Consider the following 25,441-nt stretch of genomic DNA (forward strand, 5'->3'; position numbering starts at 1 on the left):
CCGCCCGGAGGCCGCGCGGGCCCGCCGTGGCCCTGCTGGCGCTGGTCCTGCTCGGGCCGGCGCCACTGGCCGGGCAGGGCCTGGTCGGCCTCACGCCGGGCCAGGGCCAGGTCGGCGTATCGGCCGAGGGGTTCAGCACCGGCGTCGCCGGGACCCCGGCGGCGTCCTCCGGCGACTTCCGCGAGTGGATCCTGCTGCCCTTCCAGGGGACCCTGGTCGACCAACGCCTCTTCACCTGGGCGGCCACCCTCCAGCCGACGCTGCAGCAGCGGGTCCAGTCCGGATTTGCCCGGCCCCTGTCGGCCCGCCAGCTCAATCTCGCGCTGGTCGGCCGCCTGTTCGCGGACCGCCCGCTGCACCTCACCGGCACCCTCTCCCGGGCCACCGCGGTGGCCAGCGGCGGGTTGGGGACCCGCCGCGAGGGCACGGCCACCCAGCTGGGTGGCGACCTCGCCTGGCGGAATCCGTACCTGCCGCTGCATGTCGCCGCGTTCCGCCGCGATGCCGCTGACGAATGGCGGAACGGCCCGACGGCTTCAGCCTTCCGCACCGACCAGCGGGTCTCCTCCGTGCGGGCCTCGGCCGCCAACACCAAGCTCGCCCTCGAGGCCCATCGCTTTCGCTTCGAGGACCGGATCACCGGCCGGACCCTCGACGCGCTGGCCCTGGCCGGCCGCCACACCCTGCGATGGGGCAAGGGCAGCTCGCTCCATTCCAGCGTCGAGCGGCAGCAGGAGGAGGGGCTGGTGGACAGCCGGCGCAGCAGCTGGAGCGAGCAGCTGCGGCTGCAGCACACCCGCCGGATCGGGACGACCTGGTTCTACCGCCACGGCGTCGCCACCGTGGGTGGCAGCCGCTCCGTGGGGCAGGGGTGGGGTGGGGGCGCGGAGCTGCGCGTGGCCCGCTGGGCCTCGCTCGGGCTGGATGCCGCCCGCCATACCGGGACCTCCGGGCCGACGCGCGAGACCTACACCACGCTCACCCCGCGGGCGGGCGTCACGCTCGCGCTGCCGGCCCGGGCGCGCGTCACCGCCTCTGGCGCCGTGGGGCGCGAGGTCCGGCGCCGCGAGGGGCCGCTGCCGCAGGGCGTCCCCGTGGTGGACGAGCCGCACAGGGTGCCGGTGGCGCGTCGCATCACGCTGGACGAACTCGACCTGGTGCCCGGCAGCCTGGTGCTGCGCGATGGCGCGGGCCTCACGGTGTTCGTCGAGGGAACGGACTACACCCTCAGCACCGCGGGCCGCTTCACCACCCTCGACCTGCCGCCCAGCGGCCGGATCCAGGTGGGGGACGCCCTGCGGGTGACCTACCGGTACTTCCCGCCGGCCACCGGCGCCCGCGGCGACGCCTGGCGGGTGGAGTACGAGGGCACCTTCCAGCTGCGCGGTCTCTCGCTCCGGCACCGACGGTCGCTGCGTACCCTCGAGCACGGTGCGGTGGCCAGCGGGCTCCTGCCCGCCGGCTCCGCCTTCGACGACCGCACCACCGCGCTGGCCCTCCGGACCGCGACCCCGGCAGGTCGGGTCGACGTCGAGGGATCCCGCCGCGACACCGACCGCTTCGGCCTCCGTTCCACCGAGCACAGCGTGACGGCCGGCTACGCGCCGCCCCCGCTCGGCGGCGCGCACCTCGCCGTCTCGGCCACCTGGAACCGGCTCCGCGCGGGCCCCACGACGGTGCGGGCCGTGTCCGGGCTGGTCTCGGTGTCGGCCTCGCCGGTCCACTGGCTGCGGGTGCAGGCGGGGCTCGAAGCCTACGACTGGCGCCAGAGCGGGCTCGAGGACCAGCGGTTCCTCTCCGGGCGGCTCGGCGCCGATGCCACCGTGGGCCAGCTGGAGCTCAGCCTCGCCGCCGAGGCGCACCGGCGGGAGTTCGTGGTCACCAACCTGACGCGGCGCGTGACCTTTCGCGCGCTGCGGCGATTCTGATCGGCCTGCAGTTCCCCTCGTGGAGGATCGACGGATGCTTGCTTGCCCCATCGGCCGGGCCTGGTGGCCCCTCATGGCGCTGTTGCTCCCTGGCGGCGCCGGCCTCGCGGCCCAGGGTGGTGGGAGCCGTGCCGTGCTCGCTCATGCCCCGGCGGTGCCGCCCGCGCTGGCACGCCGGCCCCCCGGGCGCGTTGTCGTGCGACTCGAGACCCGGGAGGTGAAACACCAGCTGGCCGACGGGGTGGACTACACCGCCTGGACCTTCGGCGGCCAGGTGCCGGGACAGTTCATCCGCGTCCGGGAGGGCGACCGGGTCGAGTTCCACCTCGACAACCACCCCGACAGCCGGATGCCGCACAATATCGACCTCAACGCGGTGACCGGGCCCGGCGGCGGGGCGGCGGTGTCGTTCACGGCGCCGGGCCACAGCACGAGCTTCGAGTTCCAGGCGCGGAACCCCGGGCTCTTCGTCTACCACTGCGCCGCCGTCCCGGTCGGGATGCACGTGGCCAACGGGATGTACGGCCTGATGCTCGTGGAGCCGGCGGGAGGCCTCGCGCCGGCGCGGCGCGAGTACTACCTGATGCTGGGTGAGTTCTACACCGACGGCGCCTTCGGGGAGCCGGGCGCCCGCGCCTTCAGCTGGGAGAAGGCGCTCGCCGAGACGCCTGACTACGTGGTGTTCAATGGGGCGGTCGGGTCGCTCACCGGGGAGCGGGCGCTCGTGGCGTCGGTGGGGGAGACCGTCCGGCTCTACGTGGGCAATGGCGGCCCCAACCTCACCGCCTCGTTCCACATCAGCGGCGAGACCTTCGACCGGGTGTACCTGGGCGGCAGCAGCCAGCCGCTGACCAACGTGGAGACGGTCCCGCTGCCCCCCGGGAGCGCCGCCATCGTCGAGTTCACCGTGGACGTGCCCGGCACCTACCCGATCGCCGACCATGCCCTCTTCCGCGCCTTCAACAAGGGAGCCCTTGGCACCCTCCGGGTGGACGGGCCGCCCGCCCCCGCGCTCTACGCCGGCCGGACCGGCGACGAGGTCTACCTGCTCGAGGGGGCCACCGCGCAGGTCCTGCCGGCCGTGCGGGATACCGCGCGCGGCCCCAAGACCGTGGCCGAGCAGGTGGAGGCCGGCCGCCGGATCTTCTCCCAGACCTGTCAGGCGTGCCACCAGTCCGACGGCCGCGGTATTCCCGGCTCCTTCCCGCCGCTCGCCGGCTCCGACTTCCTCAACGCCGACCTGCGCCGCGCGGTGGGCATTGTCCTCAACGGGCTGCAGGGACCCGTGGTGGTGAACGGGCGCACCTACAACGCCGTCATGCCGGCGCTGCGCCTCACCGACGACAACGTCGCCGACGTGCTCACCTACGTGTACAGCCAGTGGGGGAATGCGGGCAAGGTGGTGGCGCCCGCGCTGGTCAGCCAGATCCGGCTCTGCCCCTGGTGCGAGACCGGCGGTCGGCCGCCGGGACCGTGAGCGCCGGGCCTACGTCGTCACCACCTCGCCGCCCAGCGCCCGCGCCACCTGCTCGGGAAAGAGCCGGATGTCGATGGGCTTGGTGATGTAGCCATCGAACCCCGCGGCCAGCGCCCGCTCCCGGTCGCCGGCCATGGCGTGCGCGGTCAACGCCACCACCCGGAGCGCCCGGTGCGGCGAGGCGCGGATCTCCTCCAGCAGCGCGAAGCCGTCCTTGCCGGGCAGCTGGATGTCCATCAGCACCAGCGCGGGCTGCGCCTGCTCGATGGCCGACAGCAACCCCTCGCCGCTCGCCAGTCCGGTCACCGCGTGCTGGCGCAGCGTGAGCAGGGTGCGGAACAGCTTCATGTTGTCGGGGCTGTCCTCGACGATCAGGATGGTCGCCATCCATGGCTCCCGGGGTAGCGGTCGGTGCGGCTCAGGCCTGCATGCGGCGGAGCACCGCGCGGACCCGGGCCGTCAGCGCCGTGGGGCGCACCGGCTTGATCAGGTAGTCCTGCGCTCCAAGGTCGAGCGCCCGCGTCTCGGTCTCGTCGGACCGCGCGGTGAGCACGATGACCGGAATCTGGCTGGTCTGCACGCCATGGCCAAGCTCCTCCAGCACCCCGAGCCCGTCGAGCCGGGGCATGTCCATGTCGAGCACGATCAGGTCGAAGCGCCGCTGGGCCACCAGGTCGATCGCGTCGAGCCCGTCGTTGGCCTCGGAGACGGCCATGCCCTCGCGCTCCAGCACCGCCCGCACCAGCCGCCGCATCTGCGGGTCGTCATCGGCCACCAGCACCTGGGTCTGCGCCGGGGGGGCCGGGGCGCCGGTGGCGACGGGCGGGGCCGGCGTGGGCGTGGCCGCGGCGATCGCCGCGCGGACCTGCTCCGGCACCAGCATCACGCTGGGGCGGTTGGCCAGGGTGGAACCGTCGTCCTGCACCCGCTCGCCCAGCACCCGGACCAGTTCCTCCAGCGTGGTGAAGCCCTGCCACATCCGGTGCAGGCCGCTCTCCCACAGGCTCCGCATGCCCAGCCGCCGCGCGGCGGCCGCGACCTGGTCGGGATTGGCCTCCTCGTGGATCAGCCGCGCCACCTCGCTGTCGATGGGCATGATCTCCACCACCGAGAGCCGGCCCCGGTAGCCGGTGCCGCCACACTGCTTGCACCCCACCGCCCGCACCACGCGCGGATGGGCCCGCCAGTCCTCCGGTGGCCGCGCGTCGGCGGGGAGATCCGCCAGCGGCACCTCCACCGCGCAGTGCGCGCAGACCCGGCGCACCAGCCGCTGGGCCAGCACGCCCTTGAGCACCGAGGCCACCTTGAAGCTGTCGATGCCCATGTCGCGCAGGCGGGTGATGGCGCCGGGCGCGTCATTGGTGTGCAGGGTGGAAAGCACGAAGTGGCCCGAGAGCCCCGCCTGGATGGCGGTCTTGGCGGTCTCCTGGTCGCGGATCTCGCCCAGCAGCACGATGTCGGGGTCCTGGCGCAGCACCGAGCGCAGCGCGCTCGCGAAGGTGAGCCCCTGGGCCTCGTTGACCTGGATCTGCGAGATCCCGGCCAGGTCGTACTCCACCGGGTCCTCGACCGTCACGATGTTGACCCGCCCGGTCTTGAGCTGGTTGAGCGCCGCGTAGAGCGTGGTGGTCTTGCCGCTCCCGGTGGGCCCGGTCACCAGCATCATGCCTTCGCGGTGGCCCAGCAGTGCGGTGAGCAGCGCGAGCTCCTGCTGGCTCAGCCCCAGGGTGTCGGTGGTCTGCTTGAGGTTGGTCTTGTCCAGGATCCGGATGACCACCTTCTCGCCCCGCCGCGCGATCGGCACCGTCGAGACCCGCAGGTCCACGTGCTGGCCATCCACCCGGATGGCCGCGCGGCCGTCGTGCGGGTGGAGCGGGTCGGTCACGTCGAGCTTGGCGAAGATCTTGGCCCGCCGCACCAGCGAGGCCCCGGCGGAGCCCGGCAGCCGCATGACCTCGCGCAGCACGCCATCCACCCGGTAGCGCACCACGGTGGCGTGATCCTCGGGCTCGGCGTGGATGTCGCTCGCCCCCTGCCGCACCGCCTCGCAGATCATCGCGTCGACCAGCTTGGCCACCGGCGCGTCGAGCACCGGGTCCCGGTCCGGCTCGAGCCCTTCCTCCACCGCTGCCTCGACCTCCGCCGGCTCCAGCCGGTCGAGCATCCGCTCGATGCTGCGCTCGGGGCGGTACGTGGCGTCGATCTTCTCGAGCAGCGCGGCGGGGGCGGTCACCCGGAACTCGACCTCCCGGCCGGTGACGAACCGGATCGCCTGCTCGGCGTTGAAGTCGCGGGGATCGGCGGCGGCCAGGACGATGTGACGCTCCGTGGCCGAGAGAGGCAGCACCAGGTGCTTGCGGGCCACCGATTCCGGGACCAGCCGCGCCGCGCGCGGATCGGCGCCGGCCAGGTCGGCCACCTTGAGCCGGAACTGCCGGGCCACGGCGGCGGCCAGCGCCTCGTCGGTGACCAGGCCGTGGTCCACCACCGCCTGCCACACGCTGCTGCCCGGATGGACGCCGACGAGCTGGGTCGGTGAGACCAGCCCCGAGTCCACCAGGGTCTGCAGCAGCCAGGCATCGGCCGTGCGCTCGCGCGTCGCGTGCTCGATCATCGGTCCCCATTCGCCGCGCCGGAATCGGCGCCGGTTCCATCCGGGTTCGGTTGAGGAGCGGGTCGCCGCGGACTACAATTGGGCCACCGGCACAGTACGCCCCTGTCCCACGTCCCCACTATCGGCCGTCCCCACGGGAAACTGTATGCGCCCCAACTCGTTGGCTGTGCTGGGCCTGGGCGCCATCGGCGGCTCGGTGGCGTGGCAGTCACGGCTGGCCGGGATTCCCCGGGTGATCGGCTACACTCCCGACCGGGCCAGCGCGGTCCGCGCCCTCAAGGCCCAGGCCGTGCACGACCTGGCCGACTCCCCGGCGCGTGCCGTGCAGGGGGCCGAGCTCGTGGTCCTGGCCGCCCCGCCGGAGGCCATCCTGGGTCTCCTCGACAGCCTCGGCCCCCACCTGGCCCCCGGCGCCCTCGTCACCGACGTGGCCAGCATCAAGGCGCCCATCCTCGACCGGGCCCGGCAGGCGGGGCTCGCCGCCCGCTTCGCCGGGGGACACCCCTTCGCCGGCACCCACCGCCAGGGCTGGGACGGTGCCCGGGCCGACCTTTTCGTCGATGCCGTCGTCTACGTCTGTGCCACCGGCCCCGAAGGGGATGCCGCCGCGCGTGAGGTCATGGATTTCTGGGCCACGGTGCTCCGGGCCCACCCCGTGCTGATCGACGCCGTGGCCCACGACGCGCGACTGGCCTGGACCAGCCACCTGCCACAGGCGGTGGCCAGTGCCCTCGCCCATGCGCTGGGCGGCGAGCCGTCGCTCGCCGGGGCCGCCTTCGGCACCGGCCTCAGGGACACCACCCGCCTGGCGGCGAGCCCGGTCGAGATGTGGGTGGAGATCCTGCTGCAGAATCGCGTGGCGATGGAGGTCCCGCTCGCGGGGATGGAAGCGGCCCTCGCCGAACTGCGGCGGCTCGTCGCCGCGAATGACCGCGCCGGACTGACGGCCTTCCTCGCCGCCGCCGCCACCTTCCGCCGCCCCCTCGGCTGACCTCGCGGCCACGCCCTACCGATCCACCTTCACCTGCACCTGTCCGCCGCCCGCCCAGCAGAGCGCGGTCACGTCGGCGTTGGACGATCCGCCCAGCATCGACTCCACCTCCTGGCAGGTCAGGCCGTCGGGGACCGAGATGCCGATCGTGTGGGTGGTCTGGGTAAGCCCGTCCTGCACCACGTCGAGCGACATCCACGCCAGCGAGAACGTGGGCTGGGTGAGGGAGAAGCCGCTGGGCAGGTAACTGGCGAGGCCCGGCGGCGTGCTCCCGAACGCCGCGGCCGGTGGCCACTCCTGGGTGGATTCGTTGTAGCTGTAGGCGGCATGGCGCACCACGTGCACCGCCCCCACCACCTTCGCGGCGTCGGCGCGGCGGCGGACCTGCTGGTACTGCGGAATCGAAATGCCCACCAGGATGCCGAGCACCGCAACGACGGTGATCAGCTCGAGGAACGAGAAGCCGCGGCGGTTGCGCGTCACCGGGCACGCTCCCGGAGCTCCGCCACGCCCTCCACCGAGCCCTCCAGTTCGAACACATGATTGCCAAGGGCGGTGGTGATCAGGTAGCTCCCGTCTGCGCGCCGGGTGTATTCCATCTGCGGCAGCGGCACCTGCAATTCGTCCAGCGTGGCCGGGAGCTTTCCGGTGCGCTCCCGGTACTCCTCGACCAGGTTCGCGGCGGACTTGATGTAGGCGCGCGCCATCGGTGCCCGGGTGGGACTGGTCAGGGCCGGGGGCGGCGGGTAGAGCCAGGTCGGCTTCCCCACCAGGATCCACGCCGCCGTGCCGAGCAGCGCCATGGCGAGCAAGAGCGGCAGCGCGCGCCGCCACAACGGCAGGCTGGCGTCCCGGTACTGCCGCTTGGCGGCCTCGTGTTTGAGCACCTCGTCATAGGCGTTCTCGAGGCCCCGGTCCGGCGCCTGGGCCTGCTGGCCGGTCGGCCGGCGGGGTGCCGCCGGTGGCCGGGAGGCCGCCGGCTTCGGCGGAGCGGGGGCGGGACTCGCCGCCGTCGAGGCCAGGAACTCCTGGACCGAGGCATCGAGGCCCGGGCGGGACGGATCAGCAGGAGCGGGCATCGGCGCCGTTTCGTTCGCTCGGGAAGCCAGGTTGAGGAAGGCCCCGGGAGCCGGTACTGTTGGTGGCTCCGTTGCCCCCGGGCGCGGCACGCTCCCGGTCGTCCGCAGTATCGGCCGTCGCGTCCGGCCGCTTGAGGGGCCCTTCCACCGACGAGGAACGCATGCGGGTCCGCGGCACCATCCGGGTTCCGGGCGACAAGAGCCTCTCCCATCGCGCCCTGCTGTTCGCCGCCATGGCCCGGGGCACCAGCCACATCGGCGGCCTCCTCACCAGCCTCGATGCCCGCTCCTCCGCGCGGGTGCTGCGCCAGCTCGGCGCCGAGATCTCCCCCCTCGGTGCGGGCCGCATGGTGACCGTCACCGGCCGCGGCCGGCTGCGCCGGCCCGCGGCGGTGCTCAACTGCGGCAACTCCGGCACCACCACCCGCCTGATGCTTGGCCTCCTCGCCGGCCACTCGTTCCGTGCCTCCCTCACCGGCGACGCCTCCCTGCGCCGCCGGCCCATGCGGCGGGTCACCGCCCCACTCGCCCAGATGGGTGCGACGATCTACGAGCAGAACGACACGGGCACCCTGCCGCTCGCCATCAAGGGGGGCGTCCTCGCCGCGCTGCGCCACGAGATGCCGGTCTCCAGCGCCCAGATCAAGGGCTGCCTGCTCCTCGCCGGCGTCGTCGGGGGCGTGCCGGTCTCGGTGCGGGAGCCGCACGGCCGCTCCCGCGATCACACCGAGCGGCTGCTCCGCGCCTTCGGCTACCAGGTGGACGAGGCGCAGGAATGGGTTCACTTCCGGCCGACCGGCCAGGTGGTGCCCTTCGACATGCAGGTGCCGGGCGACCCCTCCTCGGCGGCCTTTCCGGTCGCCGCCGCCATCCTTGCCGAGGGCGGCGAGCTCCGCCTGGGCGGGGTCTGCGTGAACCCCACCCGGATCGGCTTTCTCAGCGTGCTGGAACGGATGGGCGCGCGGGTGGACCAGGAGGGGGTGGAGCCGGCCTTCGATGAACCGGTCGGGGACCTCGTCGCCCGGCCCGCCGCCTTGCGCGCCACCGAGGTCCTCCCCGGCGAGATCCCCGGCCTCATCGACGAGGTCCCCATGCTGGCCTGCCTCGCCACGCGGGCCAGCGGGACCACCATCTTCCGCGAGGTGGGCGAGCTCCGGGTCAAGGAGAGCGACCGCCTGGCGCTGATCGCCGGCAACATCCGCGCGGTGGGCGGGACCGCCGAGATCCATGGCGACGACCTGCACGTCACCGGCGGCGACCGGCCGCCAGTCGGCAAGGTGGTCACCGAGGGAGACCATCGCATCGCGATGGCGTTCGCCGTTCTCGGGACGGTGCCGGGCGCGAAGATCCGGGTCGATGACATGGCCTGCGCCGCCGTCAGCTACCCCGAGTTCCCCGCCATGCTCCGGGCCATCCGCGGATGACCCGGGGCGCCCAGCCGACGGGCGGCCGCATCGCCGGCATCATCGCCATCGACGGCCCCGCGGCCTCCGGCAAGTCCAGCACCGCCGACGCCGTGGCGGAGGCGCTGGGCTTTGCCCATCTCGACTCCGGGGCGCTCTACCGCGGGGCCACCCTGGTGGCCATCCGCGAGTGCGGGGCTCGCCCAGGCGGGCCCCTCGACGCGGACGCCATCCTGCGCGAAGCCGAGCGGCGGGGGCTGGCCCTTCACTATGATGGGCACGGCTACGCCGTCTACCTCAACGGGGAACCCGCCGACGAGGCGATCCGCACCCCGGAAGTGACCGCCCTGGTCTCGGCCGTCTCGGCGATGCCCGGGATCCGGACCTGGGTGAACGAGCGGCTCCGGGCGCTGCCCCGGGCGGGGCAGGCGGTGGTGGTCGATGGCCGCGACATCGGCACCGTCGTGTTTCCCGACGCCGACCTCAAGGTGTATCTCACGGCCTCCCCCCGCACCCGGGCCGAGCGGCGCCTCCGGCAGCGGGGCCAGCCCGTGGCCCCCGCCGACCTGGACCGGGAGACCGCGATCCTCACCGCCCGGGATGCCGCCGATTCCAGCCGCAGCGTCGCCCCCCTCCGGATGGCCGCGGATGCCATCCCCTTGGACGGCACGGACCTGAGCTTTGCGGGGCAGGTGGCGGAAATCGTGCGGCTGGCTCGGGAGCGGCTGGCGGGAGGGCGATAGGGCGGCTCGGCGGCTCGGCCTCCCGCTTCCCGCTTCCCGCTTCCCGCTTCCCGCTTCCCGCTTCCCGCTTCCCGCTTCCCGCTTCCCGCTTCCCGCTTCCCGCTTCCCGCTTCCCGCTTCCCGCTTCCCGCTTCCCGCTTCCCGCTTCCCCAGCCTTGTCCCCACCCCCATCGCCGCGCTATTTTTCCCGGCTCCCCAGCCCGGCGATCCCGCCGGAGGGGCTCCACCATCTGCCCGCGGCCCGGCCGGCGCGGCCACGTAAAGGTCCCGCTGTGAGCACCCACACCTCCACCATTTCCCCCTCCGCCCTGCACGCCACCGCCACCGGCCTCAAGGTCCGGGCCGACCTGTACGACGAGGATTACAGCGAGAGCGAGTACGAGGCGATGCTCTCGATGTATGAAGGGACGATGTCCCAGATCGTCGAGGGCGAGATCGTCAAGTCGAAGGTCCTCCGCATCACCGAGAGCGCCGTCATCCTGGATGTCGGCTTCAAGTCCGAGGGCTCCGTGCCCCTGGACGAATTCAAGGAACTCCCCAGCCCGGGCGATGAAGTCGAGGTCTTCCTCGAGCACCTCGAGGACCAGGAGGGCGCGGTCGTGCTCTCCAAGAAGAAGGCCGACTTCATGCGGGTGTGGGAGAAGATCAAGCAGGCCCACGAGACCGACCAGCCGGTGCAGGGCACCCTGGTCAAGAAGATCAAGGGCGGCGTGGTCGTGAACCTGATGGGCGTCGACGCCTTCCTGCCGGGCAGCCAGATCGCGCTCCGCCGGGTGCCGAACATCGACGAGCTGCTGGGCCAGAGCTACGAGTTCAAGATCATCAAGCTCAACAAGCGCCGGCGGAACATCGTGGTCAGCCGCCGCGTGATCCTCGAGAACGAGCGGGCGCACAAGCGCGAGCACCTGATGAAGGAGCTGGCCGTGGGCCAGGTGCGGAAGGGCGTGGTCAAGAACATCACCGACTTCGGGGCGTTCATCGACCTGGGCGGCGTCGACGGCCTGCTGCACATCACCGACATGTCCTACGGCCGGGTCTCGCACCCGACCGAGATGGTCGGCATCGGCCGCGAGGTCGAGGTCAAGATCCTCGACATCGACTGGCAGCGCGAGCGCATCAGCCTCGGCATGAAGCAGCTGCAGCCGTACCCCTGGCAGAAGGTGGCCGAGCGGTACCCGATCGGCACCCGGGTGCAGGGCAAGGTCGTCTCGATCACCAACTACGGCGCCTTCGTGGAGCTGGAGCCGGGCATCGAGGGCCTGGTGCACATCTCCGAGATGTCCTGGACCCGCAACGTCCGGCACCCCTCGAAGATCGTCTCCATCGGCGAGACCATCGAGGCCGTGGTCCTCAAGGTCGACGAGTCGGAGGAGAAGATCTCCCTCGGCATGAAGCAGACCGAGCAGGATCCGTGGACGGTGCTGCCGCTCCGCTACCCGGTCGGCACCCGCATCCAGGGCAAGGTCCGCAACCTGACCAGCTTCGGGGCCTTCGTCGAGATCGAGCCGGGCATCGACGGCCTGATCCACATCTCCGACATGTCCTGGACCAAGCGGGTCCAGCACCCGTCGGAGGTCGTGAAGAAGGGGGACGCGGTCAACGTCGTCATCCTCAACATCGACGGCGACAACAAGCGCATCTCCCTCGGCCTCAAGCAGGCCGAGGAGGATCCCTGGCTCCACATCGGCGAGACCTATCCCATCGGCACCGAGCTCCGCGGTCGCGTGGCCCGGCTGATGGACAAGGGCGTCGTCGTTGACCTGGGCAACGACATCGAGGGCTTTGTCCCGGTGTCGCAGCTCGGGATCGCCAATGTCGAGAACCTGGCCGACGCCGTGAAGGAAGGCCAGGCGGTCGACCTCAAGGTGCTCGAGGTCGATCCGATCCATCACCGCATCGTGCTCGCCGTGGTGAACTACCCCGATGAGCCGATCATCCCGCCCAAGAAGGTCATCATCGACGAGTCCCCGGCCGACGACTGAGCCGGGGCGGCGGGTCCGGGACGGCCAGCGGGGTCACCTCCAGGAGGTGACCCCGCGTCCGTTTCGGGGCCCCGTGCCGTGCAGGGTGCGGCAGGATCGGTCTGGCGTTCCGCCGATGCGCCGGTGCAAGTGGTTGTCCGGCAATGACTTCTCGAATGTGCACGACCCTTGCTCTAGCATCGGCTGTCCCTTTCGACGGTGCCGACCGATGCTGAACGCCGACAACGCTCCCCTTCCGCCGCGCCGCCGCGCGCGCCGGTCCGCCGAAGCGGGCATGACGATCATCGAGCTGCTGGCCGCGCTCGCGATCGCCAGCTCCCTGGCCAGCGTCGCCATCCCCAAGTACCACGCGGTCACCGAGGCCGCGCGGGTGGCGCAGGCGATCGGTGACCTGCAGGCGATCCAGACCACGCTCGATTCGCGCGATTCCCTCCCGGACAACCTGGCGGGCGTGGGGCAGAACATCATGGATCCGTGGGGCAACGTCTACGTCTACGTCAAGTTCCCGAGCGGCGCGCCCCGCGTCGACCGCTTCGGGGTGCAGATCAACACCACTTACGACCTCTACAGCGTGGGCCGCGACGGCGTCAGCGCGGTCTCGCTCAACGCCGGCACGAGCCTCGATGACGTGGTGCGCGCCAATGATGGTGGCTTCCTGGGTTCCGGATCCAAGTACTGAGCCGTCTCGGAGAACGCATGTCGACCGCTACTGAACCTCGCGCCGCCGAATCACCGGTGGCTTCCCCGGCGCCGCCGGCCTCCAAGGTCCCCCCGGCCACCACCGGGACGCCTGCGGGGCCGCCGCCGGCCACGCTCGCTCCCGGCTATCGCTCCATCGCCGACGGCGAGCTGGCGACCCCCTGGAGCCTCGGGGAGTACTTCGGCTCGCTGAACACGGTGATGCGCCTGCCGCCCAAGATGCGGAAGCGGGTCGAGGCGATCGAGAAGCGGACCGGCATCAAGCTGCCGGACATCCAGCTGCCCAAGGGCGTCGTCGCGGCGGCCTTCCTGCTCGCGATCGGCGTCTTCGTGGTGCGGCCGCTCATGGGGACCCTGGGGGGCGCGGAAGAGGCCCCCAACCTGGTGAGCGCCTACGGGGTGTGGGAGGCGGGGACGGGCAAGTACGCCGGCCGCATGTTCGAGCTGGGGGAGCGCAGCATCGCCTTCCGCACCAGCTCCGAGTCGCCGGACTACACCTGGCACAAGATCACCGACGTGCGGTACCGCGCGGTCACCGACTCCACGCTGTTCACGGTCACGTACGAGGAATCGGGCAAGCCGGCCGAGTTCGCCTTCTGGTACGTGAACCAGGCGGGCAAGACCGTGATCCGGCTGCAGCACACGCCGGAAGTCACCTGGATCAAGACGCCCTACGAGCCGATCGCGCGCCCGCCCGTCTGATCGCCCGCAGGACCCGCACGCGGCGGCCGGGGATCCTCCCCGGCCGCCGCGCTCGTTTCCCTGGGGCGCCTCCCCTCCACACCTCCCTCGCTGCCGCCGGGCCGCCCTACCGCCCTACCGCCGTACCGCCGTACCGCCTTTACCGCCTTCCCCGCGCGCCGTAGCTTCCCCGCCATGCCCACCCCGCGCGAACTCCTCGACCAGCTACACCACCGTCAGGCCCAGGCCGAACAGGGCGGGGGGCCGGAGCGGCTCGCCCAGCAGCACAAGAAGGGCAAGCTCTCGGCTCGTGAGCGACTCGACCTGCTGCTCGATCCCGGCAGCTTCGTGGAACTCGATCGCTTCGTCACCCACCGCTGCACCGACTTCGGGCTGGCGGCGCAGCAGGTCCCGGGCGATGGCGTGGTGACGGGCTACGGCCGGGTGGACGGCCGGCTGGTGTACGTGTTTTCCCAGGACTTCACGGTCTTCGGCGGATCCCTCTCCGAGACCTTCGCCGAGAAGATCTGCAAGGTGATGGACCTGGCCCTGCGGAACGGGGCGCCCGTGGTGGGGCTCAACGACTCCGGCGGCGCCCGCATCCAGGAGGGGGTCGCCTCGCTCGGCGGATACGCCGACATCTTCCTCCGCAACACCCTGGCCTCCGGCGTGGTGCCGCAGCTCTCGGTGATCCTCGGGCCCTGCGCGGGTGGCGCGGTGTACAGCCCCGCGATCACCGACTTCATCTTCATGGTCCGCGGCGTGAGCTACATGTTCGTGACCGGGCCCAACGTGGTGAAGACGGTCACCCACGAGGACGTGAGCTTCGACCAGCTGGGCGGCGCCGACGTCCACGGCGGCACCAGCGGGGTCGCGCACTTCGTGCACGACAGCGAGCCGGCCTGCCTCGCGGCGGTGCGGGCGCTGCTGGCCTACCTGCCGTCGAACAACCTCGAGGAGCCGCCCGGGCGCGGCCTCGCCGGGAACGACCCGGAGGACCGGCGCGAGGAGCGGCTGCTCGATCTCATCCCCGACACGCCGGCGAAGCCCTACGACATGCACGAGGTCCTGCGCCTCGTGGCCGACCGCGACTCGCTGCTCGAGGTCCAGCCGGACTACGCCGGGAACATCATCACCAGCTTTGCCCGGCTGGGGGGACGACCGGTCGGGATCGTCGCCAACCAGCCGGCGGTGCTGGCCGGCGTGCTCGACATCGCCGCTTCGCTCAAGGCGGCGCGGTTCATCCGGTTCTGCGACTGCTTCAATCTCCCGGTGGTGACCTTCGTGGACGTGCCGGGCTTCCTGCCGGGGGTGGCCCAGGAGCACGGCGGCATCATCAAGCACGGTGCCAAGCTGCTGTACGCCTATTGCGAGGCCACGGTCCCCAAGCTCACCGTCATCACCCGCAAGGCGTATGGCGGGGCCTATGACGTCATGAGCAGCAAGCACATCCGGGGGGACCTGAACCTGGCCTGGCCCAGCGCCGAGATCGCGGTGATGGGACCCAAGGGCGCGGTGGAGATCCTGTTCAAGAAGGAGATCGAGCAGGCCGCCGACCGCGAGGGCGAGACCGCGCGGCGGATCCGCGAGTACACCGAGACCTTTGCCAATCCGTACCTCGCCGCCTCCCGCGGCTTCCTCGACGACGTGATCGATCCGCGCGACACCCGGCCCCGCCTGATCGATGCGCTCCGCACCCTCGCCACCAAGCGCGACCGCAACCCCGCCCGCAAGCACGGCAACCTCCCGCTGTAGGCCGCCGCATCTGCTTGACCCGTCATTCATGAATGCCTGACTATGGAGAGCGTTCCGCTCGGCATTGACGAGTCATGAATCCGCGCCATATCCTGTGCGTGCCGCCGTGATCTCCATCACGTCTCGCGGCCTCCTCCCCAGCCGTCGTCATTCATGAGCAGTGCCGGTCAGCCTCGCGACAGGCCGGGGGTCGGACTCCACCTCACCCCCCATTGCAGGAGAATCGTCCATGCGTTTGTCCCCGTTGGTGGCCGTTGCCGGGGTGCTCCTGTCGGCTGCGCCGCTCGGAGCGGTCCCCGCCTACGCCAGGCAGACCGGCTTTGCCTGCTCCCAATGCCACAGCCAGCACTTCCCCTCACTGAACGAATTCGGCCGCCACTTCAAGCTGGACGGCTTCACCTTGATCGGGAACTCCGCCAAGGTGGAAGGCACCCGCCTGTCGCTGCCCGCAGGACTCAACGCCAGTCTGTTCCTCAAGCTCCGGCTGCAGAAGACCAACGGCGATGACGCGGCCAACGCGCGCAGTACCAACTCCGGCGAGCTGCAGTTTCCCGATGAGTTTGCCCTGCTGTTGGCCGGGCGGGTCAGCGAGAACATCGGGTTCATCCTGGAGGGGCAGCTGCCCACGGGGGGCGCCGCGGTCCTGGCCAGCTTCAAGATGCCCTTCAGCTATGAAGTCGGCCGGGTGCAGGCGTCGGTGATTCCCTACACCACCGATGCGCTCGGCGCCTCGTATGGGTTCGAGCTGCTGAACACCGGCGCGGTGCGGAACATCCGCTTCATGGAGCATCGCAACGACTTCTCCGCCCAGCAGTACGTCGGGACAGCCACCGCGGCCTCGGGCGCGGCGTTCGTGGTCGGCAATCAGCGCTTCTTCGCCAATCTGAGCGTCTGGTCGCCGATCCACCTGGCGGCCGTCGACGGGCTCGCGAGTCCGCTCCCGCGCGCCAACTACGCCCGGCTCGCGTTCCTGCCCAAGGTCGGGAAGTGGGATGTGGGTTTCGGCGGGCAGGCGTGGTTCGGCACGGCCCGGGTCGATGATGGCAGCGGGAATGGCACCGTGACCTCGCTCGCGACCAAGGCCTGGGCCGTGGATGCGCAGGCGCAGGGCCAGCTCGGGAAGATGCCGCTCGGGGTCTTCGCCAGCTACGCCAGTTCGGCCGCCAGCGACGCGGGTGAAGATCCCAATGTCTTCAACGGCGGGCCCCGGGCCCGGAAGGCCTTCGCGATCTCCGGCGAACTCGGCGTCCTCCCCGAGCGTGGCAGCGTGCTGCTGGCGTATCGCCACGGCGATACCGGCGCCGCGAGCAACCACCAGGACCGGGCGCTCACCGTCGGTGGCATCTACCACCTCCACCAGAACGTCCAGTTCCAGGTGAACTACACCTTCCGGTCGGGAGACGCGTTCGATCCACAGCCAGCCAACGGGGACCAGCTCCTCACCGCGATGCTGGCCGCTGCCTTCTAGGGGTCGCGGGGCGGGTGGGGGCAGGGCCCCCACCCGCTCCACGGTGCCTCCTGCCCTAGCGCATCCCCGTACCGCGCCCTAGCTTACGCCCTGATGGCCTGTCCCTCCACCCGCATCCTCGCTGCGGCACTCTGTGCCTGCTCCGTGGCCACTGACCTCCTCGGTCAGGCCGCGGTCGATCCGTCGGTTGCGCCCCGCGCCATGCAGCTCGCGCGCGCCGGTGCCCGCACCGAGGCCACCGAGATGCTCGGCCGCTATCTGGCCACCGCCCCCGATGACGGCGCCGCATGGCGCGCCCTCGGCTGGTTCTACCTGCTCGATGCCCGGCAGTGGCATGACCGCGGGCACGTTGGCGATCCCGCCGGTGCGCTCTTCCTCGACTTCGCCGGCGCCGCCCTCGACCAGGCGCTGCGCGGCGCCACCGATTCCGCGCTCCTGCTGCGCGCCACCGTCGACCGGGAACGGATGATGCTCGGCGTGGAGCTCAGGGGCTGGGCCCAGGCACGCGCCGCCGGGTTCCCGCCCGAGGGTGGCACGGCGCCGGACTACGTCCGGGAACTCGGCCTCAACCTCCTCGCCTCCTGCCCGGTGGGTGGCGTGCTGGTCACCGGCACCGACCTCGAGGCCACGGCGGTCTGGGGGGTGGTCTTCGGCGAGGGCGCCCGCCCGGACCTCCTGCTCCTCCTCCCGGAGCAATACGCCGACGACTCCGTCTACCGCGCGGCGATGCTCGTGACCCTCGGCGCCACGACGGCGCTGCCGGTGGACTCGGCGCTCGCCGAGGCGGCCCAACGCCGGCCCATCTGCCTGACACCCGGCGTGCCCGCCGGGGTGGCGCCCCCGGTCCCCACCGCCGTCTTCCGGCTGGTGCGGGTGGCCGGCGTGCCTGCGGCGGTCGATCCCATGCCCCTGTCCATCGTGGACCTCCTCGAGGTGGAGCTGGCGCAGCCGAACGCCGTCGAGGGCGAGGTCCTCGGGCTGTACCAGGCGGCGGCCCGCGCCAACCCGCTCCTGTGCACCACGCTGCTCCTCCCGCTCGGTATCCACCACCGCTCGGCCTGCCGCGACTGATCCGCACCGCCTGATGCAGCCCCGCCGTTGCCCGCCAGCCGCCGGCCGTTCCCGGTCCGGCGCGGCCCGCGTCACATGACCCGCTTCCATCGCGTGCTCGTCGCCAACCGGGGCGAGATCGCGCTCCGGATCATCCGGGCGTGCCACGAGGAGGGACTCGAGGCGGTCGCGGTGTACTCCGAGGCCGACCGCCTCTCCCCGCACGTGCGCGCCGCCGATCACGCCATCGCCATCGGTCCGCCGGCGCCGGGCGAGAGCTACCTCCGCATCGACCGCCTGCTGGCCGCGGCGCGGGAGGGTGGGGCCGGTGCGGTGCACCCGGGCTACGGCTTCCTGGCCGAGCGGGCGCCCTTTGCCCAGGCGGTGACCGACGCGGGCCTGGTGTGGATCGGTCCCCCCGCGGCGGCCATCACCGCCATGGGCGACAAGACCGAAGCCCGCCGTCGGATGCAGGCGGCGGGGGTGCCGATCGTGCCCGGCCTCACCCTGCCGATCACCGAGCCGGCCGCCGCGATCGGCGCCGCCCTGGAGATCGGCTACCCGGTGCTGGTGAAGGCCGCCGCGGGCGGGGGCGGGAAGGGCATGCGCGTGGTGCATCGTGCCGAGGAGCTCGAAGCCGCCCTCACGGCCGCCGCCTCGGAAGCATTGAAGGCCTTCGGCGATCCGGGCGTCTACCTCGAGAAGTATGTGGAGCGCCCGCGGCACGTCGAGATCCAGATCCTCTCCGACCACGCCCGCACCGTGCACCTCGGCGAACGGGAGTGCTCCATCCAGCGCCGGCACCAGAAGCTGGTCGAGGAGGCCCCCTCGGCGGCCGTGAGTCCCGAGCTGCGGGAGCGCATGGGACAGGCTGCGGTGGCCGCCGCCCTCGCCGTGGACTACCGCGGCGCCGGCACCTGCGAATTCCTGCTCGCCGCCGATGGGTCGTTCTACTTCCTGGAGATGAACACCCGCATCCAGGTGGAGCACCCGGTGACCGAGCTGGTCTACGGCGTGGACCTGGTCCGGGAGCAGCTGCGGATTGCGCAGGGCCTGCCCATGCGGCTGCCGGCGGGGTCGCTGGCCCCCCGGGGCTGGGCGCTCGAGTGCCGCATCACCAGCGAAGATCCCGCGAACGGCTTCCTGCCGGCGACCGGGCGGATCGAGTACCTGCGGATCCCGGCGGGGCCCGGCGTGCGCTGGGACGGAGGGTTCGAGGCCGGGAATGAAGTGACCCTGTATTACGACTCGCTGCTCGGGAAGGTGATCGTCTGGGCCCCGGACCGCGCCGAGGCGCTGGTCCGGATGCGCCGGGCGCTCGAGGAGCTGGTGGTCACGGGCGTCGCCACCAACCAGGCCTTTCACCTCCGGCTGCTGGACGACCCCGACTTCCGGCGCGCGGCCATCGACAGCCAGTTCCTCGACCGGCGGCCCGACCTGCTCGAGCCGCCCCGCGACGAGGCGCGCCTGCTCGCCATCGCCGTGGCGGCGGCGCTCGCCGAGGAGGAGGCGCGCCAGCGCCGGCGGCCCACGGTGGCCGGGGATGCCGCCGGCCAGTCCGCCTGGCGGGCGGCGGGATTGCGGGAGGGTCTACGCTGACCCGCATCCTCCGGCTCGCGGGCGGCGGCGATGGGGTGGGGCGGCTGGAGGACGGGCGCGCGGTCTTCGTGCCCCGGACCGCGCCCGGCGACCTGGTGGAACTGACGGCCATCGAGGGCCGGGCGCGCTTTGCGCGCGCCAGGGTGGCCCAGGTGGTGGAGCCCGGGTCCGGTCGCGTGTCGCCGCGATGCGTGCACTACGAGCGCGAGCTCTGTGGCGGGTGCCAGCTGCAGCACCTCGACCCCCCCACACAGCTCGAGGCCAAGCGGCAGATCGTGGCCGACGCCCTGGTCCGGATCGGGCGGCTCGAGGTCAGCGTGCCACCGCTGGTGCCGGCGGAAGCGGCGTGGGAGTACCGCAGCCGGATCACCCTCGCGCTGGCGCCGGGGCGACGGCACGCGGGCTACCACCCCCTCGACCGCCCCGACCGGGTCTTTCCGCTGGAGCGCTGCCACCTGGCCCGGCCCGAGCTGATGGTGCTCTGGGATGCCGTGCGCGGTGCCCTGCCACTGCTCCCCGCCGACAGCCAGCAGCTGGTGCTCCGGGTAGACCGCGCGGGGGGCCTGCACGTCGTGGTCAAGGCGACGGGGGGCCAGGCCTGGACCGCCGGGCCGCGCCTGCGGGAGCGGCTGGCCGCCCGCGGGGTGGCGGCCACCATCTGGTGGCAGCCGGATCAGGGAGCGCTGCGGGTGATGGCCGGCGACCGGAGCGCCCTGCCGGCGACGGTCTTCGAGCAGGTGCATCCCGGCCTGGCCGACCGCATCCGGGCCGAGGCGGTGGCCGCCCTGGGTGCGCTCGGCGGGGTGCACGCCTGGGACCTGTATGCCGGGATCGGTGAGACCACCGAGGCACTGCTCGCGGGCCGTGCGCAGGTGAGCAGCGTCGAGCTCGATCGGCAGGCTGTGGAGTACGCCACGGCGCGCGGCCCGGTCGGAAGCAATGTGTCCCGGCACCAGGGCAGGGTGGAGGCCGTCGTCGGGACCCTGCCGACCCCCGGGGTCGTGATCACCAACCCGCCGCGGGCGGGGATGGCGCCGGAGGCGCTCGCCGCGATCCGGGCGGCCCACCCCGGGCGGGTGGTGTACATCAGCTGCGATCCGGCGACCCTCGCGCGGGACCTCGCGGTGCTCTGCGCCACGACCGAGGACGCGCCGGGGTTCCGGCTGCGCTCAGTGCAGGCCTACGACCTGTTTCCCCAGACGGCCCACGTCGAGACCGTCGCGGTCCTGGAGGGCTGAGTGAAGTACTTCGTCACGGTGCAGGGGCGGGAGGTGGAGGTCGAGGTGGACGGGGCGCGGGTGCGGGTGGATGGCCATCCGGCGGTGGCCCACCTGACCGTGGTGCCCGGGACCCCGCTGCGGCACCTCCTCCTGGATGGCGCCTCGCTCACCCTGGCCGCGGATGCCGGTGCCCCCGGGGAGTGGGGGGTGCTGGTCCATGGGACCCGGGTGGATGCCCGGGTGGTGGACGAGCGAACCCGGCACATCCAGAGCCTGACCGGGGGCGGGGGGGGGCCGGCCGCCGCGGTCCAGCTCAAGGCGCCGATGCCCGGGCTGGTGGTGCGGGTCCTGGTGGTGGCGGGGCAGTCGGTCGCCCCCGGGCAGGGGCTTATCGTGCTGGAAGCCATGAAGATGGAGAACGAGCTCCGGGCGGCGGCGGCTGGCGTGGTGGCGGAGATCCGGGTGGTTCCGGGGGTGGCGGTGGACAAGGGACAGGTGCTCGTGGAGTTCTCCCCACCCTCCGGGCCTTGACCTAACCCCTTTGCCTAGGCTAGTTTTCAAGTCTGTGCGCTTTCAGGACTTCACATTGGGGCACGCTGTCCGATGAACACATTTTCCGCCAAGCCGAGCGACATCACCCACGAATGGCATGTCGTGGACGCGGCCGACGTTCCCCTTGGCCGGCTCGCGAGCCAGGTCGCCCAGCTCATCCGGGGCAAGCACAAGCCCACGTTCACCCGCCACATGGACGGCGGGGACTTCGTGGTGGTGGTGAACGCCGAGAAGGTCCGGCTCACCGGCCGCAAGCTGGAGCAGAAGCGGCACTTCCATCACACCGGCTACATGGGCCACGAGCGCTTCACCCCGGTCAAGAACATCCTCCAGGGCAAGTTCCCGGAGCGGGTGATCGAGCACGCCGTGTTCGGCATGCTGCCCAAGAACTCGCTGACCAAGCAGAAACTCCGCACGAAGCTCAAGGTCTACGCCGGGGAGTCGCATCCCCACGCCGCCCAGCAGCCCGTGCCGTACTCCGTGACCCCGAAGGCCAAGTAACCATGAGCGGAAAGCCTGAATTTCGCTGGCAGGCCGTCGGCCGCCGCAAGACGAGCGTGGCGCGGGTGTACCTGACCCCGGGCACCGGCAAGTGGGACATCAACGGGCGCACGCTCGGTGACTACTTCCCGCGGCCGTCCCTGGTGCAGCACATTCAGCAGTCCTTCTCGGCCACCGACACCCTCGGCGCGTTCGACGTGAAGGCGCACGTCAACGGCGGTGGGCAGGCGGGGCAGGCGGGCGCCATGCGGCACGCCATCGCCCGGGCGCTGGTCGAGGCCGATGGCCAGCACCGCGCCAAGCTGCGGGCCAACGGCCTCCTCACCCGCGACCCGCGGGCGGTGGAGCGGAAGAAGCCGGGCCGCGCGGGCGCCCGGAAGCGGTTCCAGTTCTCGAAGCGCTAGTCGCTACCCGGGCGCGCGCCCCGGTGCGCGCCCGTCACCACGCACGTCGCGGGATCGCCGGCAGGGTGCCCTGGCAACGGGGTTTGCCGGCGAGATGAACGCGGCGGACGATCAACCCTCACCGACGAAGGCGGCACCACCCCGATGGCTCAGCCCCAGCTGCAGGACCTCCTCGAAGCCGGCGTGCATTTCGGTCACCAGACGCGCCGGTGGAATCCCAAGATGCGCCGGTTCATTTTCGCCGAGCGCTCCGGGATCTACATCATCGATCTCCAGAAGACCCTCAAGCAGATCCTGGCGGCCCAGGAGCTGCTCAAGAGCGTCGTGCTCAAGGGTGAGGGCGTGCTCTTCGTCTGCACCAAGAAGCAGCTCAAGGGGATCGTCCAGTCCGAGGCGGCCAACAGCGCGTCGTGGTGGGTCACCGAGCGGTGGCTCGGCGGCATGCTGACGAACTTCCAGACCATCAAGAAGCAGATCCGCCGGCTGCGCGACCTCGAGCAGGGTTCGGCCGAGGGCGAGTTCGAGAACTACACCAAGAAGGAAAAGCTGCTGTTCGAGCGGGAGCGCGAGAAGCTGCTGCGCAACCTCGAGGGCATCAAGCAGATGGGCCGGCTCCCCGGGGCGCTGTTCGTGGTCGACGCCAAGAAGGAGAAGATCGCCGTCCAGGAGGCCAACAAGCTCGGCATCCCGGTGGTGGCGATCGTCGACACCAACGCGGACCCGGACGTGATCACGGTGCCGATCCCCGGCAACGACGACGCCATCCGGTCGGTCTCCCTGATCACCGGGGCGCTGGCCGAGGTGATCCGTGAGGCGCGGGCCCAGAGCCCGCTGCGCGAGGCGGTCGAGGACAGCGACGCCGAGACCTACAGCACCGACGGCGGCTCGGAAGGGGACCCGGAGGACCGCAAGAAGCGCCGGACCCGGCGCAAGCGGCGGCCCAAGCCGGAGGCCATCGCCGCCCGGATCAAGAACGGTGAGGCGGGCGGGGACGCCCCGGCGAGCGACACCGACGCATAACGCGGGCACCCGTGGCCCCGTTGCAGGCGCTGCCGCCGTCCCCGGCCCCCTGGGCCCCGGACGGCGGCTTCCTATAGGCGAACTGGCATGGGCGTCCCCCCGGGGCGCCATTCACGCATCACGAACAAGGATTGGGCAATGAGCGAGCCGATTTCGGCGAAGTTGGTGGCGGAGCTCCGGGCGCGGACCGGCGCGGGGATGATGGACTGCAAGGCCGCGCTCCAGGAGGCCAATGGGGACCTCGAGAAGGCCGGCGAGATCCTGCGCAAGAAGGGCATCGCCAAGGCCGAGAAGCGCAGCGACCGCAGCGCCTCGCAGGGCCTCGTGGTGATCGAGACCGCGGCGGACGGCCGGGACGCCGGGATGATCGAGCTCAACTGCGAGACCGACTTCGTCGCCAAGAACGACGACTTCATCGCGCTCGCCCGTGACCTGGCGAAGCATGCCCTCGCGCACGCGCCGCAGGGCGTGCACCCGGGCAGCGCCATCGAGGGCCAGCCCTTCCGGGGCGCCACCGTCGGCGAGGCGGTGAAGAGCGTCTCGGGGAAGACGGGCGAGGCGATGGCGCTCAAGCGGGTGGCCCGCTTTGCCCAGGCCGGGGGCCAGGTCGCGACCTACCTGCACTTCAACCACATGCTCGGCGTGCTGATCAACCTCGAGGGCCCCGCCGGCGAGGCGCTCGCTGGCCTCGGCAAGGAGCTCGGGTTCCACATCGCCTCGGCGGATCCCCAGCCCCTGGGCGTGGCGGAGGCGGACCTCGACGCCGCCCTGGTGGCCCGCGAGCGGCGGATCGCGGAGGAGCAGGTGGCCCAGGAGGGCAAGCCGGAGAACATCCGGGCCAAGATCGTCGACGGCAAGGTCCGTAAGTTCGTCAGCGACCGCACCCTGCTGGGCCAGGCCTTCGTGAAGGATGACAAGAAGACCATCGCGGACCTGGTGAAGGACGCCACCAAGGCCGCCGGCGGCGCCATTGCCGTGCGGGGCTTTGCGCGGTTCAAGGTCGGGGAGGGCTGATGCGCCGCGCGTACACCCGCGCGCTGCTCAAGCTCTCCGGGGAAGCGCTCGCCGGGGACAAGGGCTACGGCCTGGACTACCGGGTGGTGGACGCCTTTGCCGAGGAGCTGCTGCGCGTGCACGCGCGCGGGGTGCAGCTGTCGCTGGTGGTGGGCGGCGGCAACATCCTGCGCGGCACCTCCGCCAGCAAGGAAGGGCTCGACCGCGTCTCCGCCGACTACATGGGGATGCTGGCCACGGTGATCAACGCCCTGGCGGTCCAGGACATCCTGGAGCGCAAGGGCGTCCAGACCCGGGTCATGACCGCCATCCGCATGGAATCGCTCGCCGAGCCCTACATCCGGCGTCGCGCGCTGCGGCACATGGAAAAGGGGCGGCTGGTTATCTTTGCGGGGGGCACCGGCAATCCCTATTTCTCCACCGACACCGCCGCGGTGCTGCGGGCGCTCGAGGTGGAGGCCGAGGTCATCCTCAAGGGGACCAACGTGGACGGGATCTACACCGCGGACCCGCGGAAGGACCCCACCGCCGAGCTCATCCCCGAGCTGACCTTCCAGGACGCCCTGGTGAACGGGTACGAAGTGATGGACCGCAGTGCCTTCGGGCTGTGCCAGACCAACAAGCTGCCGATCGTCGTCTTCAACATGAACCTCGCCGGCAACCTGGACCGGGTGCTGCAGGGCGCCGCGGTCGGGACCATCGTCCAATGACCACCATTCCCGAGCTGATCAAGCACGCCAGGGACCTGATGCACAAGGCGGTGGAGAACACCCGCCGCGAGTTCTCTGGCATCCGGACCGGCAAGGCCACCACCTCGCTCCTCGACATCGTGCGGGTCGAGGCCTACGGCAACACCATGCCCCTCAACCAGGTGGCGATGGTCGCGGCCCCCGAGCCCCGGATGCTGACGGTGCAGCCGTTCGACAAGGGGCTGAGCCAGGCCATTGAGAAGGCCATCCGCGACTCCGACCTGGGGCTCAACCCGGCGAGCCAGGGCGGCCTGATCCGGGTGCCGATCCCCGCGCTCACCGAGGAGCGCCGCCGGGACCTCGTCCGCGTGATGCACAAGCTCGGCGAGGAGGGGCGGGTCGCGGTGCGGCATGCGCGCGGCGAGGCGCACGCCAAGATCAAGAAGGTCGAGAAGGTCGCCGAGGACGACAAGACCCGCGGCGAGAAGGAGCTGCAGAAGGTCACGGACGAGCACATCAAGCAGATCGATGCCCTGATCGCCGCCAAAGAGGCGGAGATCCTGGAAGTCTGA

The 25,441-nt window shown here is 71.7% G+C and carries 24 protein-coding genes; 20 read left to right on the forward strand and 4 right to left on the reverse strand.

Going from position 1 to position 25,441, the window contains the following annotated elements:
- The first annotated feature begins 26 nt into the window (after nucleotides 1–26).
- Both IPJ95_09840 and nirK read left to right on the forward strand, forming a co-directional pair.
- Nucleotides 27–1,928, forward strand: coding sequence for a hypothetical protein (locus IPJ95_09840; protein MBK7923911.1), 1,902 nt, complete (start codon nucleotides 27–29; stop codon nucleotides 1,926–1,928).
- Between the two features lie 34 nt (nucleotides 1,929–1,962).
- Nucleotides 1,963–3,405 carry a nitrite reductase, copper-containing gene (nirK, locus tag IPJ95_09845; GenBank protein ID MBK7923912.1) on the forward strand — a complete coding sequence of 481 codons (1,443 nt, stop codon included), beginning with the start codon at nucleotides 1,963–1,965 and terminating at the stop codon, nucleotides 3,403–3,405.
- 9 nt (nucleotides 3,406–3,414) lie between these two features.
- On the opposite strand, the gene IPJ95_09850 is transcribed toward nirK, so the two are convergent.
- Both IPJ95_09850 and IPJ95_09855 read right to left on the reverse strand, forming a co-directional pair.
- A complete protein-coding gene (locus tag IPJ95_09850; protein ID MBK7923913.1) occupies nucleotides 3,415–3,792 on the reverse strand; it encodes a response regulator in 378 nt (125 codons plus the stop codon).
- Nucleotides 3,793–3,823: 31 nt separating this feature from the next.
- Nucleotides 3,824–6,019, reverse strand: coding sequence for a type II/IV secretion system protein (locus IPJ95_09855; protein ID MBK7923914.1), 2,196 nt, complete (start codon nucleotides 6,017–6,019; stop codon nucleotides 3,824–3,826).
- A gap of 145 nt (nucleotides 6,020–6,164) precedes the next feature.
- On the opposite strand from IPJ95_09855, the gene IPJ95_09860 reads away from it, so the two are divergent.
- Complete coding sequence (locus IPJ95_09860) at nucleotides 6,165–7,010, forward strand: prephenate dehydrogenase/arogenate dehydrogenase family protein (protein MBK7923915.1); 846 nt, start codon at nucleotides 6,165–6,167, stop codon at nucleotides 7,008–7,010.
- Nucleotides 7,011–7,025: 15 nt separating this feature from the next.
- Here IPJ95_09860 and IPJ95_09865 read toward each other — a convergent pair whose 3' ends face one another.
- Nucleotides 7,026–7,493: a prepilin-type N-terminal cleavage/methylation domain-containing protein gene (locus tag IPJ95_09865; GenBank protein MBK7923916.1), complete on the reverse strand. Its 468-nt coding sequence runs from the start codon at nucleotides 7,491–7,493 to the stop codon at nucleotides 7,026–7,028.
- Complete coding sequence (locus tag IPJ95_09870; GenBank protein ID MBK7923917.1) at nucleotides 7,490–8,089, reverse strand: hypothetical protein; 600 nt, start codon at nucleotides 8,087–8,089, stop codon at nucleotides 7,490–7,492. The genes IPJ95_09865 and IPJ95_09870 overlap by 4 nt, the downstream gene beginning before the upstream one ends.
- A 161-nt stretch (nucleotides 8,090–8,250) precedes the next feature.
- Between IPJ95_09870 and aroA the strand changes: the two genes are divergently transcribed.
- The 17 genes from aroA to frr all read left to right on the forward strand — a co-directional run bounded on the left by aroA (nucleotide 8,251) and on the right by frr (nucleotide 25,441).
- Nucleotides 8,251–9,513, forward strand: a complete 1,263-nt coding sequence (aroA, locus tag IPJ95_09875; GenBank protein ID MBK7923918.1) for a 3-phosphoshikimate 1-carboxyvinyltransferase — start codon at nucleotides 8,251–8,253, stop codon at nucleotides 9,511–9,513.
- A complete protein-coding gene (gene cmk / locus IPJ95_09880) occupies nucleotides 9,510–10,235 on the forward strand; it encodes a (d)CMP kinase (GenBank protein MBK7923919.1) in 726 nt (241 codons plus the stop codon). The genes aroA and cmk overlap by 4 nt, the downstream gene beginning before the upstream one ends.
- A gap of 386 nt (nucleotides 10,236–10,621) precedes the next feature.
- On the forward strand, nucleotides 10,622–12,217 hold the full coding sequence (locus IPJ95_09885) for a 30S ribosomal protein S1 (protein ID MBK7923920.1): 1,596 nt from the start codon (nucleotides 10,622–10,624) through the stop codon (nucleotides 12,215–12,217).
- Nucleotides 12,218–12,491: 274 nt separating this feature from the next.
- Nucleotides 12,492–12,896 (forward strand): prepilin-type cleavage/methylation domain-containing protein, encoded by a 405-nt coding sequence (locus tag IPJ95_09890; protein ID MBK7923921.1) that lies wholly within the window; start codon nucleotides 12,492–12,494, stop codon nucleotides 12,894–12,896.
- Between the two features lie 56 nt (nucleotides 12,897–12,952).
- On the forward strand, nucleotides 12,953–13,618 hold the full coding sequence (locus tag IPJ95_09895) for a hypothetical protein (GenBank protein MBK7923922.1): 666 nt from the start codon (nucleotides 12,953–12,955) through the stop codon (nucleotides 13,616–13,618).
- Between the two features lie 174 nt (nucleotides 13,619–13,792).
- Nucleotides 13,793–15,352, forward strand: coding sequence for an acyl-CoA carboxylase subunit beta (locus IPJ95_09900; GenBank protein ID MBK7923923.1), 1,560 nt, complete (start codon nucleotides 13,793–13,795; stop codon nucleotides 15,350–15,352).
- A gap of 229 nt (nucleotides 15,353–15,581) precedes the next feature.
- Complete coding sequence (locus tag IPJ95_09905; protein MBK7923924.1) at nucleotides 15,582–16,820, forward strand: hypothetical protein; 1,239 nt, start codon at nucleotides 15,582–15,584, stop codon at nucleotides 16,818–16,820.
- Nucleotides 16,821–16,964: 144 nt separating this feature from the next.
- Nucleotides 16,965–17,891, forward strand: coding sequence for a hypothetical protein (locus IPJ95_09910; protein MBK7923925.1), 927 nt, complete (start codon nucleotides 16,965–16,967; stop codon nucleotides 17,889–17,891).
- Nucleotides 17,892–17,966: 75 nt separating this feature from the next.
- Nucleotides 17,967–19,469 (forward strand): acetyl-CoA carboxylase biotin carboxylase subunit, encoded by a 1,503-nt coding sequence (locus IPJ95_09915; GenBank protein ID MBK7923926.1) that lies wholly within the window; start codon nucleotides 17,967–17,969, stop codon nucleotides 19,467–19,469.
- A gap of 35 nt (nucleotides 19,470–19,504) precedes the next feature.
- Complete coding sequence (locus IPJ95_09920) at nucleotides 19,505–20,707, forward strand: class I SAM-dependent RNA methyltransferase (GenBank protein ID MBK7923927.1); 1,203 nt, start codon at nucleotides 19,505–19,507, stop codon at nucleotides 20,705–20,707.
- Nucleotides 20,708–21,013: 306 nt separating this feature from the next.
- A complete protein-coding gene (locus IPJ95_09925; GenBank protein MBK7923928.1) occupies nucleotides 21,014–21,220 on the forward strand; it encodes a biotin/lipoyl-binding protein in 207 nt (68 codons plus the stop codon).
- 72 nt (nucleotides 21,221–21,292) lie between these two features.
- The gene (gene rplM / locus IPJ95_09930; protein ID MBK7923929.1) at nucleotides 21,293–21,742 is read left to right on the forward strand and encodes a 50S ribosomal protein L13; all 450 of its coding nucleotides are present in this window, start codon (nucleotides 21,293–21,295) and stop codon (nucleotides 21,740–21,742) included.
- Between the two features lie 2 nt (nucleotides 21,743–21,744).
- The gene (gene rpsI / locus IPJ95_09935; GenBank protein ID MBK7923930.1) at nucleotides 21,745–22,146 is read left to right on the forward strand and encodes a 30S ribosomal protein S9; all 402 of its coding nucleotides are present in this window, start codon (nucleotides 21,745–21,747) and stop codon (nucleotides 22,144–22,146) included.
- Between the two features lie 144 nt (nucleotides 22,147–22,290).
- Nucleotides 22,291–23,166 carry a 30S ribosomal protein S2 gene (rpsB, locus tag IPJ95_09940; GenBank protein ID MBK7923931.1) on the forward strand — a complete coding sequence of 292 codons (876 nt, stop codon included), beginning with the start codon at nucleotides 22,291–22,293 and terminating at the stop codon, nucleotides 23,164–23,166.
- Nucleotides 23,167–23,304: 138 nt separating this feature from the next.
- Nucleotides 23,305–24,180: a translation elongation factor Ts gene (gene tsf / locus IPJ95_09945; GenBank protein MBK7923932.1), complete on the forward strand. Its 876-nt coding sequence runs from the start codon at nucleotides 23,305–23,307 to the stop codon at nucleotides 24,178–24,180.
- Entirely contained in the window at nucleotides 24,180–24,890 is a 711-nt protein-coding gene (locus tag IPJ95_09950; protein MBK7923933.1) for a UMP kinase, read from the forward strand. Before tsf ends, IPJ95_09950 begins: the two co-directional genes overlap by 1 nt.
- Complete coding sequence (gene frr / locus IPJ95_09955) at nucleotides 24,887–25,441, forward strand: ribosome recycling factor (GenBank protein ID MBK7923934.1); 555 nt, start codon at nucleotides 24,887–24,889, stop codon at nucleotides 25,439–25,441. The genes IPJ95_09950 and frr overlap by 4 nt, the downstream gene beginning before the upstream one ends.

It is taken from the genome of Gemmatimonadota bacterium (assembly GCA_016713785.1).
Taxonomy (GTDB): Bacteria; Gemmatimonadota; Gemmatimonadetes; order Gemmatimonadales; family GWC2-71-9; genus JADJOM01.

Bases quoted from the DNA above. Each gene is read 5' to 3' on its own strand.
- nirK (MBK7923912.1), top strand. From the start codon at position 1,963: ATGCTTGCTTGCCCCATCGGCCGGGCCTGGTGGCCCCTCATGGCGCTG.
- IPJ95_09850 (MBK7923913.1), bottom strand. From the start codon at position 3,792: ATGGCGACCATCCTGATCGTCGAGGACAGCCCCGACAACATGAAGCTG.
- IPJ95_09855 (MBK7923914.1), bottom strand. From the start codon at position 6,019: ATGATCGAGCACGCGACGCGCGAGCGCACGGCCGATGCCTGGCTGCTG.
- IPJ95_09860 (MBK7923915.1), top strand. From the start codon at position 6,165: ATGCGCCCCAACTCGTTGGCTGTGCTGGGCCTGGGCGCCATCGGCGGC.
- IPJ95_09870 (MBK7923917.1), bottom strand. From the start codon at position 8,089: ATGCCCGCTCCTGCTGATCCGTCCCGCCCGGGCCTCGATGCCTCGGTC.
- aroA (MBK7923918.1), top strand. From the start codon at position 8,251: ATGCGGGTCCGCGGCACCATCCGGGTTCCGGGCGACAAGAGCCTCTCC.
- cmk (MBK7923919.1), top strand. From the start codon at position 9,510: ATGACCCGGGGCGCCCAGCCGACGGGCGGCCGCATCGCCGGCATCATC.
- IPJ95_09885 (MBK7923920.1), top strand. From the start codon at position 10,622: ATGCTCTCGATGTATGAAGGGACGATGTCCCAGATCGTCGAGGGCGAG.
- IPJ95_09890 (MBK7923921.1), top strand. From the start codon at position 12,492: ATGACGATCATCGAGCTGCTGGCCGCGCTCGCGATCGCCAGCTCCCTG.
- IPJ95_09900 (MBK7923923.1), top strand. From the start codon at position 13,793: ATGCCCACCCCGCGCGAACTCCTCGACCAGCTACACCACCGTCAGGCC.
- IPJ95_09905 (MBK7923924.1), top strand. From the start codon at position 15,582: ATGCGTTTGTCCCCGTTGGTGGCCGTTGCCGGGGTGCTCCTGTCGGCT.
- IPJ95_09915 (MBK7923926.1), top strand. From the start codon at position 17,967: ATGACCCGCTTCCATCGCGTGCTCGTCGCCAACCGGGGCGAGATCGCG.
- IPJ95_09925 (MBK7923928.1), top strand. From the start codon at position 21,014: ATGCCCGGGCTGGTGGTGCGGGTCCTGGTGGTGGCGGGGCAGTCGGTC.
- rplM (MBK7923929.1), top strand. From the start codon at position 21,293: ATGAACACATTTTCCGCCAAGCCGAGCGACATCACCCACGAATGGCAT.
- rpsI (MBK7923930.1), top strand. From the start codon at position 21,745: ATGAGCGGAAAGCCTGAATTTCGCTGGCAGGCCGTCGGCCGCCGCAAG.
- rpsB (MBK7923931.1), top strand. From the start codon at position 22,291: ATGGCTCAGCCCCAGCTGCAGGACCTCCTCGAAGCCGGCGTGCATTTC.
- tsf (MBK7923932.1), top strand. From the start codon at position 23,305: ATGAGCGAGCCGATTTCGGCGAAGTTGGTGGCGGAGCTCCGGGCGCGG.
- IPJ95_09950 (MBK7923933.1), top strand. From the start codon at position 24,180: ATGCGCCGCGCGTACACCCGCGCGCTGCTCAAGCTCTCCGGGGAAGCG.
- frr (MBK7923934.1), top strand. From the start codon at position 24,887: ATGACCACCATTCCCGAGCTGATCAAGCACGCCAGGGACCTGATGCAC.